Origin of the sequence: Pelovirga terrestris (genome assembly GCF_014773365.1) — a bacterium.
In the GTDB taxonomy this organism is placed as follows: Bacteria; Desulfobacterota; Desulfuromonadia; order Desulfuromonadales; family Geopsychrobacteraceae; genus Pelovirga; species Pelovirga terrestris.
The window spans coordinates 1-16,627 of record NZ_JACWUN010000018.1 but is presented as its reverse complement, the minus strand read 5'-3'; the positions used below and the strand labels follow the sequence as shown (position 1 = coordinate 16,627).

The 16,627-nt window shown below is 52.2% G+C and carries 22 protein-coding genes; 14 read left to right on the top strand and 8 right to left on the bottom strand.

The genetic code is table 11. The features are described from left to right. Positions 1-3 precede the first annotated feature (3 nt). The 7 genes from ICT70_RS13285 to metK all read left to right on the top strand — a co-directional run bounded on the left by ICT70_RS13285 (position 4) and on the right by metK (position 5,700). The gene (locus ICT70_RS13285) at positions 4-402 is read left to right on the top strand and encodes a PTS sugar transporter subunit IIA (protein ID WP_191157438.1); all 399 of its coding nucleotides are present in this window, start codon (positions 4-6) and stop codon (positions 400-402) included. Between the two features lie 27 nt (positions 403-429). Next, positions 430-924, top strand: a complete 495-nt coding sequence (locus ICT70_RS13280) for a PTS sugar transporter subunit IIB (protein ID WP_191157436.1) — start codon at positions 430-432, stop codon at positions 922-924. Continuing rightward, positions 924-1,619, top strand: a complete 696-nt coding sequence (locus tag ICT70_RS13275; protein ID WP_191157434.1) for a PTS sugar transporter subunit IIC — start codon at positions 924-926, stop codon at positions 1,617-1,619. Before ICT70_RS13280 ends, ICT70_RS13275 begins: the two co-directional genes overlap by 1 nt. After that, positions 1,616-2,389, top strand: a complete 774-nt coding sequence (locus ICT70_RS13270; RefSeq protein WP_191157432.1) for a PTS system mannose/fructose/sorbose family transporter subunit IID — start codon at positions 1,616-1,618, stop codon at positions 2,387-2,389. Before ICT70_RS13275 ends, ICT70_RS13270 begins: the two co-directional genes overlap by 4 nt. A gap of 13 nt (positions 2,390-2,402) precedes the next feature. Next, positions 2,403-2,669 (top strand): HPr family phosphocarrier protein, encoded by a 267-nt coding sequence (locus ICT70_RS13265; protein ID WP_191157430.1) that lies wholly within the window; start codon positions 2,403-2,405, stop codon positions 2,667-2,669. Then, the gene (gene ptsP / locus ICT70_RS13260) at positions 2,650-4,431 is read left to right on the top strand and encodes a phosphoenolpyruvate--protein phosphotransferase (protein WP_191157428.1); all 1,782 of its coding nucleotides are present in this window, start codon (positions 2,650-2,652) and stop codon (positions 4,429-4,431) included. The genes ICT70_RS13265 and ptsP overlap by 20 nt, the downstream gene beginning before the upstream one ends. Positions 4,432-4,530: 99 nt before the next feature. Next, positions 4,531-5,700 (top strand): methionine adenosyltransferase, encoded by a 1,170-nt coding sequence (metK, locus tag ICT70_RS13255; RefSeq protein ID WP_191157426.1) that lies wholly within the window; start codon positions 4,531-4,533, stop codon positions 5,698-5,700. A gap of 117 nt (positions 5,701-5,817) precedes the next feature. On the opposite strand, the gene ICT70_RS13250 is transcribed toward metK, so the two are convergent. The 5 genes from ICT70_RS13250 to ICT70_RS13230 are packed head-to-tail and all read right to left on the bottom strand — an operon-like array spanning position 5,818 to position 10,291. Further along, positions 5,818-6,600 carry an alpha/beta hydrolase gene (locus ICT70_RS13250; RefSeq protein WP_191157424.1) on the bottom strand — a complete coding sequence of 261 codons (783 nt, stop codon included), beginning with the start codon at positions 6,598-6,600 and terminating at the stop codon, positions 5,818-5,820. Next, positions 6,597-7,763 carry an ATP-grasp domain-containing protein gene (locus ICT70_RS13245; RefSeq protein ID WP_191157422.1) on the bottom strand — a complete coding sequence of 389 codons (1,167 nt, stop codon included), beginning with the start codon at positions 7,761-7,763 and terminating at the stop codon, positions 6,597-6,599. Before ICT70_RS13245 ends, ICT70_RS13250 begins: the two co-directional genes overlap by 4 nt. A gap of 43 nt (positions 7,764-7,806) precedes the next feature. Further along, complete coding sequence (locus ICT70_RS13240; protein WP_191157420.1) at positions 7,807-8,691, bottom strand: carbon-nitrogen hydrolase; 885 nt, start codon at positions 8,689-8,691, stop codon at positions 7,807-7,809. Beyond that, complete coding sequence (locus ICT70_RS13235; RefSeq protein WP_337906865.1) at positions 8,688-9,716, bottom strand: agmatine deiminase family protein; 1,029 nt, start codon at positions 9,714-9,716, stop codon at positions 8,688-8,690. The genes ICT70_RS13240 and ICT70_RS13235 overlap by 4 nt, the downstream gene beginning before the upstream one ends. Positions 9,717-9,724: 8 nt before the next feature. After that, positions 9,725-10,291: a manganese efflux pump MntP gene (locus ICT70_RS13230; protein WP_191157416.1), complete on the bottom strand. Its 567-nt coding sequence runs from the start codon at positions 10,289-10,291 to the stop codon at positions 9,725-9,727. Positions 10,292-10,549: 258 nt separating this feature from the next. Between ICT70_RS13230 and ICT70_RS13225 the strand changes: the two genes are divergently transcribed. Further along, positions 10,550-10,783: a type II toxin-antitoxin system Phd/YefM family antitoxin gene (locus tag ICT70_RS13225; protein ID WP_224747056.1), complete on the top strand. Its 234-nt coding sequence runs from the start codon at positions 10,550-10,552 to the stop codon at positions 10,781-10,783. Then, positions 10,783-11,169, top strand: coding sequence for a type II toxin-antitoxin system VapC family toxin (locus ICT70_RS13220; RefSeq protein WP_191157412.1), 387 nt, complete (start codon positions 10,783-10,785; stop codon positions 11,167-11,169). Before ICT70_RS13225 ends, ICT70_RS13220 begins: the two co-directional genes overlap by 1 nt. A gap of 311 nt (positions 11,170-11,480) precedes the next feature. Here the strand turns inward: ICT70_RS13220 and ICT70_RS13215 are convergent, their stop codons facing one another. After that, positions 11,481-11,681 (bottom strand): DUF2283 domain-containing protein, encoded by a 201-nt coding sequence (locus ICT70_RS13215; RefSeq protein ID WP_191157410.1) that lies wholly within the window; start codon positions 11,679-11,681, stop codon positions 11,481-11,483. Continuing rightward, a complete protein-coding gene (locus tag ICT70_RS15315) occupies positions 11,678-11,929 on the bottom strand; it encodes a DUF4258 domain-containing protein (RefSeq protein WP_224747062.1) in 252 nt (83 codons plus the stop codon). Before ICT70_RS15315 ends, ICT70_RS13215 begins: the two co-directional genes overlap by 4 nt. Positions 11,930-12,552: 623 nt before the next feature. Here ICT70_RS15315 and ICT70_RS13205 point away from each other — a divergent pair. The 5 genes from ICT70_RS13205 (at position 12,553) to ICT70_RS13180 (ending at position 16,069) form a co-directional block, all read left to right on the top strand. Next, entirely contained in the window at positions 12,553-12,756 is a 204-nt protein-coding gene (locus ICT70_RS13205) for an addiction module protein (protein WP_191157406.1), read from the top strand. A gap of 425 nt (positions 12,757-13,181) precedes the next feature. Continuing rightward, complete coding sequence (locus ICT70_RS13195; protein ID WP_224747055.1) at positions 13,182-13,397, top strand: type II toxin-antitoxin system HicB family antitoxin; 216 nt, start codon at positions 13,182-13,184, stop codon at positions 13,395-13,397. 691 nt (positions 13,398-14,088) lie between these two features. Further along, positions 14,089-14,457, top strand: a complete 369-nt coding sequence (locus ICT70_RS15200; protein ID WP_337906864.1) for a type IV pilin protein — start codon at positions 14,089-14,091, stop codon at positions 14,455-14,457. Between the two features lie 342 nt (positions 14,458-14,799). Next, entirely contained in the window at positions 14,800-15,000 is a 201-nt protein-coding gene (locus ICT70_RS13185) for a hypothetical protein (protein WP_191157402.1), read from the top strand. A 133-nt stretch (positions 15,001-15,133) separates the two neighbouring features. Then, the gene (locus ICT70_RS13180; RefSeq protein ID WP_191157400.1) at positions 15,134-16,069 is read left to right on the top strand and encodes a transposase; all 936 of its coding nucleotides are present in this window, start codon (positions 15,134-15,136) and stop codon (positions 16,067-16,069) included. 298 nt (positions 16,070-16,367) lie between these two features. On the opposite strand, the gene ICT70_RS13175 is transcribed toward ICT70_RS13180, so the two are convergent. Continuing rightward, on the bottom strand, positions 16,368-16,627 hold a 260-nt coding region (locus ICT70_RS13175), incomplete at its 5' end, for an ATP-binding protein (RefSeq protein ID WP_191157398.1).

The window sequence follows — 16,627 nt, the reverse complement described above, 5'->3', positions numbered from 1 at the left end:
CAAATGATTGGTATCCTGGTCGTTACCCACTCTCGCATGGCCGCCGAGCTATGCCGGGCGGCAGAAATGATTTTAGGTCCACTGAGTGCCGTGGCTACGATCAACATTGAACCTGACACGGCAGTTGATACGGCCCGGGATCAGCTCTTTGAGGCTTTCAGGCGGGTGGGACGTGATGGTGATGGGGTATTGATATTGACCGATATTTTTGGCGGCACGCCGACCAATATCAGTGTTGAACTGCTCGAAGAAGATCAGGTTGAAATTCTCACCGGGGTGAACCTGCCGATGCTGATCAAGGGGGCAGGCCTGCGCTCAACCTGTAATATCAATGATCTGGCTGCCCAGCTTGCAGAATATGCCCGGACAGCGATCATTCGACCCAGCGAGCTATTGCGTTAGCCTTCGTGGTGAACCGGTGGATGGACTATGAATCTGGTATTGACCCGCATTGATAATCGCCTTATTCACGGGCAGGTTCTTGAGTCCTGGGTTCCCCATGTGCAGGCGAACTGTATCGTCGTTGCCAATGATGTGCTTGCTGCCAATCCCTTGAAAAAACTGATGATGAAGGCCTCGGTTCCAAGCCGTATGCGGGTTGAAATTGCCACGGTCGCCGACGCTGTTCAACTGCTTTTGACCAGCACCCTTGATTCCTATCGGGTGCTGCTGCTGTTCGGCACTCCGGCTGATGCATTGCAGGCCTATCGTCTGGGCTTGAACTACCAGCAGCTGAACCTCGGTAACCTTCACGCTGATGCGGGCAAAGCGCGTTTCAGTTGTACGGTTTTTCTCGCTCTGAAAGATCTCGACGATCTGAAATCGCTGGAAGAGGCAGGGGTCAGTATCACCGCCCGCTGCATTCCTGCTGATACTGAGCGCTCCTGGCGCCAGCTCATTCCCGGTCGGCGGGAGGCGGACTGATGGCGCTTGAGCTGTTCATCGGAGGGATGGTTGCGCTGGTCTGCGGTCTCGATCGGGTGGCCATTCTGCAGATTCTCATCTCACGGCCGATCGTCGCAGCTCCCCTGGCGGGTCTGCTGTTGGGCGAACCCCTGATCGGTCTGCAGATCGGGGTGATGGTGGAGTTATTGTGGCTGGCGCGCTTGCCGGTCGGTGCCTCAGTGCCCCCCGATGATACCCAGGTGGCTATTGCGGCCACCGTTTTAAGCATTGCCCTGGGCCGCCAGCTGGATGCCCTGACGGTCGAGTTGATGCTCCTGTGTCTGTTGATTGCTCTGCCGATCGGTAAAGTAGGGCAGTATTTCGAGCACCGCGCCCGCAATTACAATAGTATTCTTCTCATCCAGACTGATCGGGCTCTGCAAAACGGCCTTTTTGGTCAAGTGCAGCTCCTGCATCTGCGCGGCCTGCTGAGCTTTGCCGCTTCATCGTTGCTGACCTATCTCACCATTGTTCTTTGCGGCCTGTTGCTGATTCCGCCGGTCTGGCCCCGGTTGCAGATTTCCCTGTCGTATTCCGCCGGGTTGCTGCAACTGGCACTGCCGCTCATCGGGGTGGCCGTCATTCTTGGGACCATTAATGTCAGCCGTTCGATCACCCTGTTTTGTGCTTCCTTCGGGATGGCCTTGTTGCTGATGTGGCTGGTGCAGTCATGAGTCTCGGTTGGCGGACACGATTGCATGTCTGGTGTCGTTTGCTGTTGCTTCAGGCTAGCTGGAATTATCAGCGGATGCAGGGGCTTGGTTTTCTCTTTGCCCTGATCCCCGGATTACGCAAAATCTATCCCGAAGAAAAATGGCGCGACGTAGCAATGCGCCACGCCGGTTATTTCAATACCCATCCTTATCTGGCGCCATTGGTTGCTGGAGCGGTGTTAAAGCTTGAAGAAGAACGCGCTGTCAACGGCGAGGACCGCAGTATCGATATCGATGATTTCAAAGAGATTGTCGCGGCGCCTTATGCGGCCATCGGAGACGCCCTGTTCTGGGGTGGATTAAGACCACTGGCGGCGGGGATTGCTCTGCTTGTGGCCGTCAAGGGGATTATCTGGGCGCCATTGATATTTCTGGTATTGTTCAATTTTCTTCCCTTCTGGTTCAGGATTGTTTTCTTCGAATACGGTTATCGTCAAGGCATCGGGTCGGTCGATTTTATCCAGCAACATAATCTGCCTGACTGGGCAATCCGTACCAAGGAGGCCGCTGTCGTTATTCTTGGTGGTCTTTGTGCCTTTCTGGTTTTCTCTCACCTGGATGATCATCAGCTGCCAAGCTGGCCGGGGCTGTTGACCCTGGTACCGATGATTCTGTTGGGCTGGGGGGCACGACGCGGGATGTCGACCCTGCTGCTCATTTTCATTACCTGTACCATGATTTTTGTTGCAGGAATTTTTTGGGCCGATGTGGCCATCTTTTTAAAATTGTAGGGATGCTCTGATTATGCTGACACGCAACTTCACGATTATTAACCGCCTCGGCCTGCACGCCCGGGCCGCCGCACTGCTGGTCAAAACGGCCAGCCGCTTTTCCTCTGAAATTACCATTAAAAAGGAGGACATGGAGGTCAACGGCAAAAGTATTATGGGAATTCTATTGCTGGCCGCTCCCAAGGGGAGCGACATCCTGCTGATGACCGATGGCTCAGACGAAGAACTGGCGATGCAGCAACTTGCCGAACTGATTGAGGATGGTTTTGGAGAAGAATAGATCAACAGAAGATATTTATCTGGTGGGTATCGGCGTTTCCCCCGGCATCGCCATCGGCCAGGTCAATCTGCTCGATCATCGTTATCCGGTTTACGAGTTCTTTATCGAAGCGGATGAGATAGATGCGGAAATTGAGCGTTTTCGTCACGCCGTAGCGCAGGCTGCGACCCAGCTCCAGCGCATCAAGGAGCGGGTGTCGGGGCAGGTTCATCTGCGCGAGCATCTGTATATTCTTGATACCCATAAGTTGATTCTTGAGGACGAGATGCTGGTGGGCGCGACCGAGACCGCCATTCGTACTCAGCGCAATGCCGAAAGTGCCCTGCGTCAGGTGCTGAAAAATCTGCGCAGCCTTTTTGATAATATCGAGGATGAATATTTACGTGAACGGCGCAGCGATGTTGATGCCGTGGGTGAGCGCCTGTTGCGAATCCTGTGTGGCGCCGCTGAGCAACTGACCAGTCGGGTAGAAAAGGAATCGATCATTGTTGCTCACGATCTGTCGCCGGCAGAGACCATGCAGGTCGATCGTTCGCGGGTGCTCGGATTTCTCACTGACAAGGGCGGACGGACCTCCCATACCGCGATTCTTGCCCGCTCCCTCGATATCCCGGCGGTTGTTGGTTTGGAGACCATTACCTCACAGGTCGAGGACCGCCAGACGATTATTGTCGATGGTGAAAGCGGGATCGTTATCCTTAATCCCTCTACCGCAACAATCAATGAATACCAGGATCGTAAAAAGCATTTAGCCCAACTTGCCCAGGAACTCGAAGATTATCGCAATCTGGAGGCTGTAACTACCGATGGCGTGCGTATTTCATTGTGTGGCAACCTTGAAATGGAGAGTGAGTTCAAGCTGGCACACAAGCACGGGGTTGAAGGCATTGGCTTGTATCGCACGGAGTTTCTCTATCTGGGCCGCCAGCAGCCGCCGACTGAAGAGGAGCAGTTTGAAGCCTATTGCAGTGCCCTGGACAAGATAGGTGGTCAGCCGATTACCATCCGTACCCTGGATATCGGAGGGGACAAGTTTGTTGCCGGATTAAATCTGGATGATGAGGCAAACCCTGCCATGGGGTTGCGGGCTATCCGGTTTTCATTGCAGGAGGAAAACCTGTTCCGGGTTCAGTTGCGGGCGATTCTGCGGGCATCCGGACGGGGACCGGTGCGGATTATGTTTCCCATGATCAGCGGTGTTGCAGAAATCCGTGCCTGTAAACGGATTCTGCGTGAGGTAATAACCGAATTAGAACAGGAGGGGCTTGCCTGTAACCCTGACATTCCCGTCGGTATTATGATCGAAACCCCATCAGCGGTGATGATTGCCCCATTTCTGGCACAGGAGGTTGATTTTTTCTCCATCGGCACCAATGACCTCATTCAGTATTTTCTTGCTGTAGATCGAGGTAATCAGCATGTCGCCTATCTCTACGACCCCTTCCATCCGGCCATTTTGCGTGCGCTGAAAATGACCTGCGACGCTGCTCATGCGGCCGGCATCAGCGTGTGCATTTGCGGCGAGATGGCCGGTGAGCCCTTGTACACCCTGGTGCTGATCGGCCTCGGTCTTGATGGTCTGTCGATGAACCCGTCCTGTGTTCCGCGGGTCAAGCGGGTATTGCGTCATGTGTCCAAACAACAGGGGGAGGCATTGGTGGAGAAATTGCTACAGTTACCAACCAGCAAAGAGGTGTCGGCCACCATTGATCAACAAATGCGCGTTCTGTTGCCTGATTTGTTTGCCCGTCCATTGCTGTAAATACGAAAAAAATGCAACAATTATAGTTGACGCGCACAATCGACTATCCTATTTTGTCGAATTTAAAAAAGTTCATTATTTTCAGGAGGAATAAAGCCAATGGCCATGACTGATTTTATGTTTACTTCAGAATCTGTGAGTGAAGGGCACCCGGATAAGGTGGCTGATCAGATTTCCGACGCCGTGCTCGATGCGATCCTCGCTCAGGATCCCAAAGCCCGGGTCGCCTGCGAAACCCTGGTGACCACCGGAATGGCGATGATTGCCGGTGAAATCACCACCTCCGCCTATGCTGATCTGCCGACCATTGTGCGTCAGACCATCAAGGACATCGGTTACAGTGATTCCGCCATGGGGTTTGACTATGAAACCTGTGCGGTCTTGACCTCTATCGATCAGCAGTCGCCGGATATTTCCCAGGGGGTGAGTGAGGGGGAGGGGTTGTTCAAGGAACAGGGCGCCGGTGATCAGGGGCTGATGTTCGGTTTTGCCTGTGATGAAACCCCCGAGTTGATGCCGATGCCGATCATGTTTGCCCACCGTCTGACCCGCAAGCTTGCCGACGCGCGCAAAAGCGGCAAGTTACCCTTTTTGCGCCCCGACAGCAAATCTCAGGTGTCGATCCAGTATGTAGATGATCGACCCACGCGCATCGATACGGTGGTGCTCTCCTCCCAACATGTGCCTGATGTGACCTATGATCACCTCAAAGAAGCGATCCTGGAAGAGGTGATAAAACCCAATCTGCCGGCAGAGCTGATCGACAGTAAAACCCGCTACCTGATCAACCCCACCGGCCGCTTTGTGATCGGCGGACCCATGGGTGATTGCGGTTTGACCGGGCGCAAAATCATTGTTGACACCTATGGTGGTCATGGTTCCCATGGCGGCGGTGCTTTCAGCGGTAAAGACCCGAGCAAGGTCGATCGCAGTGCCTCCTATATGGCCCGTTATGTAGCAAAAAACCTGGTTGCTGCGGGGCTGGCGCGCAAGTGTGAAGTCCAGTTGGCCTACGCCATCGGGGTGGCCGATCCGGTCTCGGTCATGATCAATACCTTCGGCACCGGCAAGATCCCCTCCAACCGGATCGCCGAAATTGTCCAGACTGAGTTTGACATGCGTCCGGCAGCGATCATCAAACATCTTGATCTGCTGCGCCCGATCTATCGACAGACAGCCGCTTACGGTCACTTCGGCCGCGAATTGCCGGACTTTACCTGGGAGCGGACGGATCGCGTCGAATCGCTAAAATCCAGAGCCGGGCTGTAAAAACTTTTAGCCACCAAGACTCCAAGAACACCAAGAGAGGCAAAACCTGAGGGCGGGTTGCAACAAAATCCATACCCTGCTTATCTTGGTGACCTTGGAGCCTTGGTGGCTGATTGATTACTTCCTATTCACTCCGAATAAAAACTTCAGCGGCAAATGGACACGGTTGCGCCAGGCCCTCTCCGAGTGGTCGGCAGCAGGATCAAGGTCGTAGCGAAGCATCTTCTCATCATGTTCACTGAGCTGCGCAATATAGGCGGCAATCTCCTCAACATCATCACCATAGCGTCCTTCCCGTCCCCCGATATCGAGCCAGATCTTTAACCCGGACAAGGCCGCTTGATACTGTCGCAGGTCGGCTTTAAAGCTGTCCGGATTCCACCAGCATGAGGGGGAGAGGGCGGCAATCGCGCCAAACAGGTGGCTGCGGCGCAATCCGATATTCAGGCTGACCAGCCCACCCATGGAGGAGCCCATCAGGACGTTGGCCCGCGGTTCGGGGCGGGTGAGAAAGAGGTGGTCGATATGAGGTTTGAGTTCCGCCGCCAGAAATTCTTCGTACCGGCTGCCCCGGGCGCTGATGAACTGACCATCGTGGATGCGATCCTGATGGGCAAATTCAGCTAGCCGGCCACTGCCGGCGTGATCGATGGCCACCAGAATCAGCGGTTCAATCTGCCCGCTGCCGATCAGATCACCGAGGATGCGATCAAGGTGCCACCCCTGTCCCGAAAAAGACTCACTGTCTGCAAACAGATTCTGGCCATCGTGGGCATAGAGAACCGGGTAGCGTCGGGCTGCCGTTACTCGATAATCGTGAGGCAGCAGGATGCGAATCCTCCGGCTGGATTGCAGCGCACGAGAGGGGAAGTCCTCAATGGTCAGCAGGTTGCTGCTCATCGATGGTCAAGCCGGTGAATGTCAGTAACTACCGCCTGTCCTTCTTCTATGGTCGCCGTACGGATGATAAAGCCGTAGTTGCCGATAGCGGCACTGAAGATAGAGTCGATCGCCTGGTGGTGAGCGATCGTCGCGCCGTGGCGGGAGAGGATCTCGTCAACGCTGTAGCTGTAAGGCTTGCCGTATTTACGGCCGGCGTAGTGGCAGACGTATTTGCGTGAAATATCAGCACTGAAAGGGCGGCCCAGAACAATGTTGCGGTACTCACTGAAAATATCGATGTCATTGGCATAGTTGAACATGTCAACGGTCAGCCCGCCGGGGGGACGGATATTGATTTCCAGGCCGATCAGCTGATTTTCCGGGGTGCGGAAATATTCGACATGGAAAAATCGTTCACGAATCCCGAACGCTTTAACCGTCGCCAGCCCGGCCTTCACCAGGTCTTTCGGCAGAACCCGAGGGATGTGGTAGTGGAGGTCCACCTCATTGTTGACGCTTTCCATGACGCCGCTGCCATAGACCAGTGAGGAATAAAAAACCACCTGCCCGGTGGCATCCACCAGACCATCAAAGGTTTCAATGCCGCCGGTGACAAAGGGTTCCATGAAATAATCGACCCCAGGCTTGCGCGCCAAAAAATGCTCCAGATCGGCATCGTTATTCAGGCGCCAGGTGTCGGCAGCCCCAACGCCGTTGTCCGGTTTGACGATCACCGGATAGCCGTGGTCGGCGATAAAGGTCTGCGCCTTTGCCTTATCGTTGACGATAGTGCCGTCAACCACTGTGACTCGCGCCTTTTTAAACGCCTTTTTCATGCGCGATTTCAGTTTCATATCCATAATCTCATCATCTTTGATGCCGGAAACATTGAAATCGCTACGCAGGGCAGCATCAAGCTCAAGCCAGTGCTCGTTGTGGGATTCAATCCGGTCGATCTTACCGTAGCGGTGGGTAAAATAGCCGCAGGCACGGATCACTTCGCCGTAATCATTCAGGTTTTCGACCCGGTAGTATTCAGTCATCGCCTGCTGCAGTTCGCGCGGGAGCAGGTGATAAGGTTCCTCGGCAATGCCCAGAACCCGAATGCCGGCTGCCGCCAGACGGGTCCAGAAGCTGACAAAGTTCGGGGGGAAGTGAGGGGAAATACAGATAAAATTCATGACAGGCTCCAGCAAAGGGGCAGGGGTTGTTATCAGTGTGCGCTTAACGGATGAATCTTTTGCTCAGATCAGCGTAAGCGTCGATGCGTCGGTCGCGCAAGAAAGGCCAGATGCGCCGTACCTGTTCGGTGCGCGTAAGATCCAGTGAAACACACAGGACCTCGTTCTTCTCGGCAGCAGCCTGGGCCAGGATTTCCCCCTGGCAGCCGGCAACGAAACTGCTTCCCCAGAACTGCGCGCCGGAGGTAGCCCCGGATGGATCAGCCTCAAAGCCGCTGCGATTGACCGCCACCAGTGGCAGACCATTGGCAATCGCGTGGCTGCGCTGGATGGTGATCCAGGCGTCGCGCTGGCGTTGTTGTTCCTCCGCCGTATCCTCAGGGTCGAAACCGATGGCGGTGGGGTAAATCAGCAGGTCCGCCCCGGCCAGGGCCATCAGACGTGCCGCTTCCGGATACCACTGATCCCAGCAGACCAACACTCCGAGGGTGCCAACAGACGTTGTAATCGGGGTAAAGCCGAGATCGCCGGGGGTGAAGTAGAATTTTTCATAGTAGCCGGGATCGTCAGGGATGTGCATTTTACGATAGCATCCGGTCATCCGGCCATCCTTTTCCAGTACGACAGCGGTATTGTGGTAGAGTCCCGCCGCGCGTTTTTCAAACAGGGAGAGGACCACAACAATCCCCAGTTCCCGCGCCAGCTGACCGAAGATTTCGGTACTGGGGCCGGGGATGGTTTCGCCCAGATCAAAGGAAGCGGGGTCTTCGCTCTGACAGAAGTACAGGCCGGTATGCAATTCCTGCAACACCACCAGATCGGCTCCTTGCCCTGCGGCCTGGCGGATGCCTTTGATACTGCGTTCAATATTCTCGTCGCGGTCTGCCGTACAGGAGTGCTGTACCAGGCCAACGTGTAGCGTGCTCATGATACTACTCCGGTCGGCAACTGCATGGTAACGCAGTGCAGTGAGCCATGCTGTTTAATCAGGGGGCGGCAGTCGATGCCGATGATTTCCCGCTCGGGAAAGCAGGCGCCTATCGTTTCCAGGGCTTTTTGGTCAGCGGCATCCTGGTAGCAGGGCACCAGTACCGCTCCATTGATGATCAGAAAATTGGCGTAGGTTGCCGGCAAACGCTGCTCCCCCTCATATTGGGCTTGAGGCCAGGGCAGGGGAATAAGCCTGAAAGGGGTGCCGGTGGTTGTGGTGAAGCTGCGCAGTTGCTGTTCCATCCGCTGGAACGTGTCATAGTGCTCATCCTGGGGATCGTCACAACGGACATAAAGGATCCTGTCATCAGGGCAGAGCCGGGCGATGGTGTCGATGTGGGCATCGGTGTCATCACCGGCCAGCCAGCCGTGGTCAAGCCAGAGAATCTGCTGAAGGCCGAATCGGGTACGCAGTTCAGTTTCCAGCTGACCCTTGGTCAGGTGCGGGTTGCGGTTCGGGTTGAGCAGGCAGTTGGACGTGGTCAGCAAGGTCCCCTTGCCGTCCGACTCAATACTTCCCCCCTCGAGCATCAGACCGATGATTTCTGTTGGTATCGCGGAAAAAAGCGGGGTACGGGCAAGTTGCCGGGTCACCAGATTGTCCATGTCGGCGGCGAACTTCAGCCCCCAGCCGTTGAAGCCGAAATCGAGCAGGCAGGGGTGCCCGTTGGTAAAAACAGTGATCGGACCGAAGTCGCGTATCCAGGTGTCGTTGGTAAGGATATTGATTAGATGTATCCGGTCGCTGACAATCCCGGCATCCCGCAGTTGTGCACGCACAACCTCCGGTTCCGGGGTGATGATAATCACCCGCTCAAAACGGCTGATCTGGCGCGCCAGGTCAAGGTAGACCGGCAGCACCTCATCCAGGATATCGACCCAGTCGCTGTTGTGGTGCGGCCAGGCCAGCAGCACGGCATCCTGCGCTTCCCATTCGGCAGGTAAGCGGTGTGAAGATGTCATCATGTGACTCACTTAAACAGGGTGTTTTCCAGTAATATTTTCAGACCAATAGCAATCAGCAGCAAGCCGCCGGCACATTCAACCTTGCTGCTCCACAAGGTGCCGATCCGTTGACCAAGGAGCATGCCGCCCAAAGTAAAAACTGAAGCGGTCACGCCAATAACCAGGGCCGGCATCCAGATCGACACCCCGAGCAGCGCCAGACTGAAACCGACCGCCAGAGCATCAATACTGGTAGCGATCGACAGCATGACCAGCGAGACACCACGGGTCGGGTCCTTAGGCTCAGCATCCTCATCATCGTCCGTCAGGGCATCGTACAGCATCTTGATGCCGATCAGGGATAATAGCACAAATGCCAGCCAGTGGCTGAAGGCTTCCATGTAATGGCGCAGCCCTACCCCGGCCATCCACCCCAGCACCGGCATCATCCCCTGGAATAAGCCGAAGTGAAAGCCGAAACGGAACAGGTGACGGTAGGTTACCGTGGCCAGGGTCAGTCCCGCCGCCAGCGCCACGGCAAAAGCATCCATCGCCAGGGCAACAGCAATGCCGATCAGGGTAAGGGTATCCATTGGCGTTACCAGTCCTTCAGGGTGAAAACTGGGTGGTTTTATAGCATGTTTTATCAGCAGACAAAATAGAGAAGAAGACTATTGAGGGCAGAATGAAGCAAACCGAAAGTGGCACTAAGGGTAGGGTATTTAGGATAGAACCTGGCAAGCCAAGCTTCTCTTGGTGTGCTTGCCCACATCTGCCCGCCTTGCCGCGCGGGGATATTGACAGAAATTAACAGATTAGTCATAATTAGCTAACTAATTATGGAGGTTACTATGCAAGTGAATATGCATGAAGCAAAAAGCCAACTTTCTGCATTGGCAGAAAAAGTTTGGCGAGGGGAAAGGGTGGTTATTGCTAAGGCTGGCAAGCCCTACCTCGATCTCCTTCCTCATCGCGAAAATCGTATTCAGCGTAAGCCCGGTCGGTTCAAGGGGCGGATACACATGGCAGATGACTTTGATCACACCCCGGAAGATATTATTGAAGCTTTTGAGGGGAATGATTGATGCAGCGATTTTTACTCGACACCCACACCCTTCTTTGGTGGCTGGCTGATTCAACACAGCTTGGCGATCGTTGCCGTGAAATGATCAGTGATGAACGTAACCAGGTGTTTGTCAGCGCAGCCACAATCTGGGAGATTTCTGTAAAAATGTCTCTTGGCAAGCTAGAGGCTCCGGAGGATATGGATTCTGTCGTTGAAGATGAAGGTTTCAGCAAGCTGCCAATCAGTCTCTATCATGGCCAGCTTGCCGGACGTCTGCCAGCAATCCACCGCGATCCTTTTGACCGGATGTTGATCGCGCAAGCGCAGGCAGAAGGGATGATCCTTGTAACCGCCGACGAGCTCATCGCTAAATATCAGCTCAGGGTGATGGATCCGCGAAATTAAGATGAGCAGGTTTAGCCGCGATTAAAGGCTTTAACGGAGAGGCGCAGAGGAGGAGAGGCGGGGATGAGAATAAAAGCTTTAACCCAGCCCCCAGTTCCCAGTCCCCAGTCCCCAGTCCCCAGTCCCCAGTCCCCAGTCCCCGACCTTAGGTGTTGACCCTACCGTGCGCGGTTTAAAGATTTTACCGTGACAAAAGCCTGAAAGATTTTCCTCTCCACCTCTCCAACCCCTGCGTCACCGCGTAAAAATTAGCCTGGTTTTCTCCTGAATTCTGTATTCTGAATTCCGTTTTTATCCCCGCCCCTGTATCTTCAAGCGACTTCAAATTGCAACTGTTTAAGATTAGCCAGGGGGACTCTGCTCTGAATCCGCAGCATTTCAATGCCGACGACCTGATTGTTTTCGTCAAAATCCAGGATGATGCCGGGAGATACCTCCTCAGATTCAACAATATTGGAATCAGTGAGTTTCAAATAAACGGCATCAGCTTTCTCGTCAAAATGAACTTTCATGGTTTGCCTCGCATGCTTCGATCAAAATAAACTGTTACAACCCTCATGGGCTGGGTTCGTGAATGAATAACGCGCAGTACGCGACCATCGTTTTCGGATATCTTTCCCAGGGAGTGGATAAGTTCCTGATCTTTTGGATCTGTTTCGGTAACGTCAGGCTGCGTTAGTACTGCTTCTATCCACGAAAGTTTTATGTTCCTCTCGGTTGCGACAAATTGAGCATGAGCTGTCAGAAAAAACTCACCCATGGTAAAAGAAGTCGAGCATATATCAGCCCCATTCATGATCAGCTGTTAAAAATCGAAATAATTGAATTTGCTATTTTAACATAAATGGTGACAGAGCGTATCGAAATATCGTTTTCAGGGCAGCTCAAATTGCCGGGATAATCGATGATTTTTCGATGCAAAAAAACTTTTACAGGCAATTTAGCCGCGATCAACATCTGATAAAATCGGATGTAACATTTTGAAAAAAATTCAAAACCTTCTCGACACGGTAAAGTCAAAGAAGACGCGGTCAAAGGCTTTAACGGAGAGGCGCTGAGATAAACATCGAATTTCTGTCTTTATCCAAGCATTTCTTGGTGGTCTTGGCGCCTTGGTGGCTGATTTATCCCTATGATCAAAAAATGCCGCCAAGACACAAAGATCTCCAAGGGGGAGCAGAATCCAGGTTGCCACATTCCTATTCTCTCCGCCCATCCAACTCTCGCGCCTCTGCGTTAAAATTAGCCTGGTTTTCTCCTGAATTCTGTATTCTGTATTCTGTAGTCCCCCCCCAGCTTGATCGTGAATCTGTGAACGCTGATGCCATTTAGACTAAAGTCTGATAAGATTAATTTCTAACGTTGAGTTACAGAGGAGTTTTTATGGGCACTCAGGAAGTTTTAGAAAATGCACTGCAACTAAAACCCCAAGACCGATTAGTTCTGGTTGATCTACTGCTTGAGAGTGTTGATCGCCCTGATCCGACAATTGATGATATCTGGCTTGAAGAAGCCCAGCGGCGTCTTGTAGCCTATCGTGCAGGTAAAATGAAGACAATATCCATGGAGGAACTGTTCGGCGCATGAGGGTTCACTTTACTTTTCATGCCAGAAGCGAACTTGATGATTCTGTTGCCTACTACGAGTTACAACATCCTGGTCTCGGTGTGTTCGTTTCAAACAAGAAGTACGTGCTGCTATTGCCCGTATTTTGGAGTTTCCTGATTCCTTTCCTGCGGTTAGGGGTTCAGTTCGTAAGGCGTTTGTTCGCGCTTTTCCTTACAAGGTGCTTTTTTCTGTCGAAGGTAGCAGTCTGATCATTCTTGCGATAGCCCATCAGCACCGACTTCCAGATTACTGGGTTGATCGGTAAAGCATCGATTCCAAGTTTTTACTGGTTTTATTGTCAAGGTCAAAGGCTCTAACGCAGAGGCGCTGAGAAGGAGAGGCGCAGAGAACTGAGGTAAAACAAGTCAGGTGCGTATTGACCTTCTACAAGTTGGGAGCAGACGATGATGAATAGATACGAAATTATTATCTACTGGAGCATGGAAGATCAGGCGTTTGTTGCTGAGGTACCGGAACTGCCAGGTTGTATGGCCCACGGAGCAACCTATGAAGAAGCTCTCGTCCAGATTCAGTCGGCTATGGAACTGTGGATAGAAACTGCGCGTGAGTATAACGACCCGATCCCCGAACCTAAAGGGCGGCGCCTGGCCTTCGCTTGATGAGCTGATGAAATAAACTGGTAGTGGGTAGTGGGTAGTGGGTAGTGGGTAGTGGGTAGTGGGTAGTGGGTAGTGGGTAGTGGGTAGTGGGTAGTGGGTAGTGGGTAGTGGGTAGTGGGTAGTGGGTAGTGGGTAGTGGGTAGGAGAATAAAGGCCTTTGCCCAGTTCCCAGTCCCCATTCCCCACTACCTGGTTTCAGCCGTTGACCCTACCGCGTGCGGTTCAAAGATTTTACCGTGAAAAAGCCTGAAAGATTTTCCTCCTGCGCCTCTCCGCCTCTTGCGCCTCTGCGTTAAAATGTTTTTGTTTTTCCCCACTCCCCACTCCCCACTAACAATTTTTGTCATCTCCCACTGACAAAAATTGACCCTTCATCATGAATTAAGACTCACAAAGCTGGTTCCCTTACCGTTACCCTCTTATATAAATTTCTCTCCTAGGATTTTTTTGAATTTTTTTTGTAGTTAAAAACCACGTTTTTACGGCCTTATAAAGGCCAAGGCAACCAGCGATTGGAGGATTTATCGCGGTTGTGGATTTTTAGTTCTGGCTTTGGCACGTGTGTTGCTAAGTCTAACAAATAAGAAGCACATGCACACCGGCAGCAGTGCCGGTGACAAATCTCACTCTTCATAAAAGGAGAAACGTTATGAATCAAGAAATGACAGTTGTCCAACCCCAGCGTAAATTGATTAAGAATCAAAAAGGTTTCACCCTGATTGAATTGCTGATCGTTGTTGCGATCATCGGTATTCTGGCAGCGATTGCCATTCCGCAGTTTGCGGCTTATCGTGAGCGGGCTTACATCTCATCAATGCAGGCTGACGTAAGAAATACTGCTTCTGCGATGGAGATGTTTTGGATTGACAACGATACTTATACTGGTGCTGATGCGGAGGATGCTTTAACTGTTGAAACATCAGGAAATAATGATGTTGATATAGCTGTGGGTGGAGATGGTACTACATTCACGATCACTGCAACAAATGCTGCTGCTACCACCATCACAGATGTGTTTTTTGATAGCACAGTAGGTGAAATCGAAATTCGAAAACCTTAATTTCTATAAGTTTTAATATACAAAAAAACCCGCTTATGCGGGTTTTTTTGTATATAGGGTTTCCTGAATAAATTTTTGTTGAGCTGGAACTGGGATCAACTCAACTGTTCTGTTCTTTGACAAACCACAGCGGCATTCTTTCGGTTCGCATAATGCGCTGATGCCACGTTATGAACCGAAAAAAAGCAAAAAAAAAAAAGGGGACAGGCGAAGGTAAAAAAAAGGGGACAGGCGAAATATGATTGACGTGGCGATTTGTGTCGGGTTAGGTTGGTGGTGCGTTTGTGACGTGTAAGTTTTCTGTTGCTGGTCTTTGTGGGGAATATTCTGGAGGTAGTATTTATGCCGCGCAGTCCGCGTCTGGTTGTTGAGGGTGAGTCGGCGGTTTATCATCTGATGTCGCGCACGGCATTAGATGGTTTTGTCCTGGGTGATGCCGAAAAAGACCATCTGCTGCAGGTCATTCGCCACTTTACATCCATCTATTTCACTGATGTTTTGGGCTTTTGCATTATTGAAAAAAAGGGGACAGGCGAAATATGATTGACGTAAAAAAAAGGGACAGGCGAAATATGATTGACGTGGCGATTTGTGTCGGGTTAGGTTGGTGTTGAGTTTGTGATGTGTCAGTTTTCGGTTGCTGGTCTTTGTGGGGAATATTCTGGAGGTAGTAGTTATGCCGCGTAGTCCGCGTCTGGTTGTTGAGGGTGAGTCGGCGGTTTATCATCTGATGTCGCGCACGGCATTGGATGGTTTTGTCCTGGGTGATGCCGAAAAAGACCATCTGCTGCAGGTCATTCGCCACTTTACATCCATTTATTTTGCCGATGTTTTGGGCTTTTGCATTATGGGCAATCACTTTCATCTGGTGGTGCGTATGCATCCGGATGAGGGGTATTCCGATACCGAAATCCAGCGCCGCTACGCTCTGTATTATCAGGATGACGAGACCAAAGATTCGCCCTTGCCAGGTCAGATTGCCATGCTGCGCTATAAATGGCAGCAGTTGTCGGAAATGATGAAGGAGATCAAACAATCCTTTTCGCGCTATTACAATAAGCGCCATAACCGCCGTGGTTTTTTCTGGGGTGAGCGGTTCAAGAGTGTGCTGGTCGAGGATGGCGATACCCTGATCAACTGCCTGGCCTATGTGGACTTGAACCCCATTCGTGCCGGATTGGTCGCACGTCCTGACGATTATCGCTGGAGTTCACTGGGGTATCACAGCCAGATGGGCAACAGGAGCCGATTTTTGTCACTGGATTTCGGTCTGGTGGGGGCGGAGAAGCTATCAGTCGATGAGCAGTTACGGCGTTATCGCCAGTTTGTCTACGAGGTCGGCGCATTACCGACGGATAAAGGGGCACATATTGATGGTCAGATTGTCACCCAAGAGCAGGCACGCAACTATACCAAGCCACCAGTCGATCGATTTTTGTCCCGTTCGCGCTATTTTACTGATAGCGTGATTATCGGCAGTCGTGATTTTGTCCGAACCCACTGGCGACGCTGGTGCTCTGAAGAAGACAACCCGGATAAGAATCCGGTAGCGGTGAGGGGGCTGGAAGACGTCTTTTCCTTGCGCCGATTGACTGAGACATTGGGCAGGTGAGGATTGAAAAAAAAAGGGGACAGGCAAAATATGTTTGTTGTTCAATCGAAATCGAAATCGAAATCGAAATCGAAATCGAAATCGAAAAAGCCTACCACCTAACGATTGACTCTGTCACTTTGGGTTGGGCGGGGCTATCACGTTCGTGAAGAACAGCCAGCCTACAGCAAAGGCAACAACTGCGTATTCCGGTGAAAGTGGGCCAGTGATTCCGTTTTAAACTGGACCACCATTTCTGGAGCAAAGTGGGCCACCTGTCGGAGCGAAGCGACGCTGGAGTCTTTTTGTAAATCGACTGTCAGTTTTGGTCAAGGCTGATGGCGTGTTTTCTCATCGATTCTCCTTTCAATTCAATTTTATAAGCGTTGTGTACGAGCCGATCGAGAATGGCATCGGCCAGGGTTGGATCACCGATGGACTCATGCCAGGCTGTGACCGGCAATTGGCTGGTGACGATGGTCGATCGCTTGCCATATCGATCCTCCAGCAGTTCGAGCAGATCCCGGCGGTGTAGATCGGTCATTGGCGCAAGACCCCAGTCGTCCAGGATGATCAGAT

What these genes read in the sequence shown, in the direction of transcription:
- ICT70_RS13285 (WP_191157438.1), top strand. Translation starts at nt 4, where the DNA reads ATGATTGGTATCCTGGTCGTTACCCACTCTCGCATGGCCGCCGAGCTA.
- ICT70_RS13280 (WP_191157436.1), top strand. Translation starts at nt 430, where the DNA reads ATGAATCTGGTATTGACCCGCATTGATAATCGCCTTATTCACGGGCAG.
- ICT70_RS13275 (WP_191157434.1), top strand. Translation starts at nt 924, where the DNA reads ATGGCGCTTGAGCTGTTCATCGGAGGGATGGTTGCGCTGGTCTGCGGT.
- ICT70_RS13270 (WP_191157432.1), top strand. Translation starts at nt 1,616, where the DNA reads ATGAGTCTCGGTTGGCGGACACGATTGCATGTCTGGTGTCGTTTGCTG.
- ICT70_RS13265 (WP_191157430.1), top strand. Translation starts at nt 2,403, where the DNA reads ATGCTGACACGCAACTTCACGATTATTAACCGCCTCGGCCTGCACGCC.
- ptsP (WP_191157428.1), top strand. Translation starts at nt 2,650, where the DNA reads ATGGTTTTGGAGAAGAATAGATCAACAGAAGATATTTATCTGGTGGGT.
- metK (WP_191157426.1), top strand. Translation starts at nt 4,531, where the DNA reads ATGGCCATGACTGATTTTATGTTTACTTCAGAATCTGTGAGTGAAGGG.
- ICT70_RS13250 (WP_191157424.1), bottom strand. Translation starts at nt 6,600, where the DNA reads ATGAGCAGCAACCTGCTGACCATTGAGGACTTCCCCTCTCGTGCGCTG.
- ICT70_RS13245 (WP_191157422.1), bottom strand. Translation starts at nt 7,763, where the DNA reads ATGAATTTTATCTGTATTTCCCCTCACTTCCCCCCGAACTTTGTCAGC.
- ICT70_RS13240 (WP_191157420.1), bottom strand. Translation starts at nt 8,691, where the DNA reads ATGAGCACGCTACACGTTGGCCTGGTACAGCACTCCTGTACGGCAGAC.
- ICT70_RS13235 (WP_337906865.1), bottom strand. Translation starts at nt 9,716, where the DNA reads ATGACATCTTCACACCGCTTACCTGCCGAATGGGAAGCGCAGGATGCC.
- ICT70_RS13230 (WP_191157416.1), bottom strand. Translation starts at nt 10,291, where the DNA reads ATGGATACCCTTACCCTGATCGGCATTGCTGTTGCCCTGGCGATGGAT.
- ICT70_RS13225 (WP_224747056.1), top strand. Translation starts at nt 10,550, where the DNA reads ATGCAAGTGAATATGCATGAAGCAAAAAGCCAACTTTCTGCATTGGCA.
- ICT70_RS13220 (WP_191157412.1), top strand. Translation starts at nt 10,783, where the DNA reads ATGCAGCGATTTTTACTCGACACCCACACCCTTCTTTGGTGGCTGGCT.
- ICT70_RS13215 (WP_191157410.1), bottom strand. Translation starts at nt 11,681, where the DNA reads ATGAAAGTTCATTTTGACGAGAAAGCTGATGCCGTTTATTTGAAACTC.
- ICT70_RS15315 (WP_224747062.1), bottom strand. Translation starts at nt 11,929, where the DNA reads ATGGGTGAGTTTTTTCTGACAGCTCATGCTCAATTTGTCGCAACCGAG.
- ICT70_RS13205 (WP_191157406.1), top strand. Translation starts at nt 12,553, where the DNA reads ATGGGCACTCAGGAAGTTTTAGAAAATGCACTGCAACTAAAACCCCAA.
- ICT70_RS13195 (WP_224747055.1), top strand. Translation starts at nt 13,182, where the DNA reads ATGATGAATAGATACGAAATTATTATCTACTGGAGCATGGAAGATCAG.
- ICT70_RS13185 (WP_191157402.1), top strand. Translation starts at nt 14,800, where the DNA reads ATGCCGCGCAGTCCGCGTCTGGTTGTTGAGGGTGAGTCGGCGGTTTAT.
- ICT70_RS13180 (WP_191157400.1), top strand. Translation starts at nt 15,134, where the DNA reads ATGCCGCGTAGTCCGCGTCTGGTTGTTGAGGGTGAGTCGGCGGTTTAT.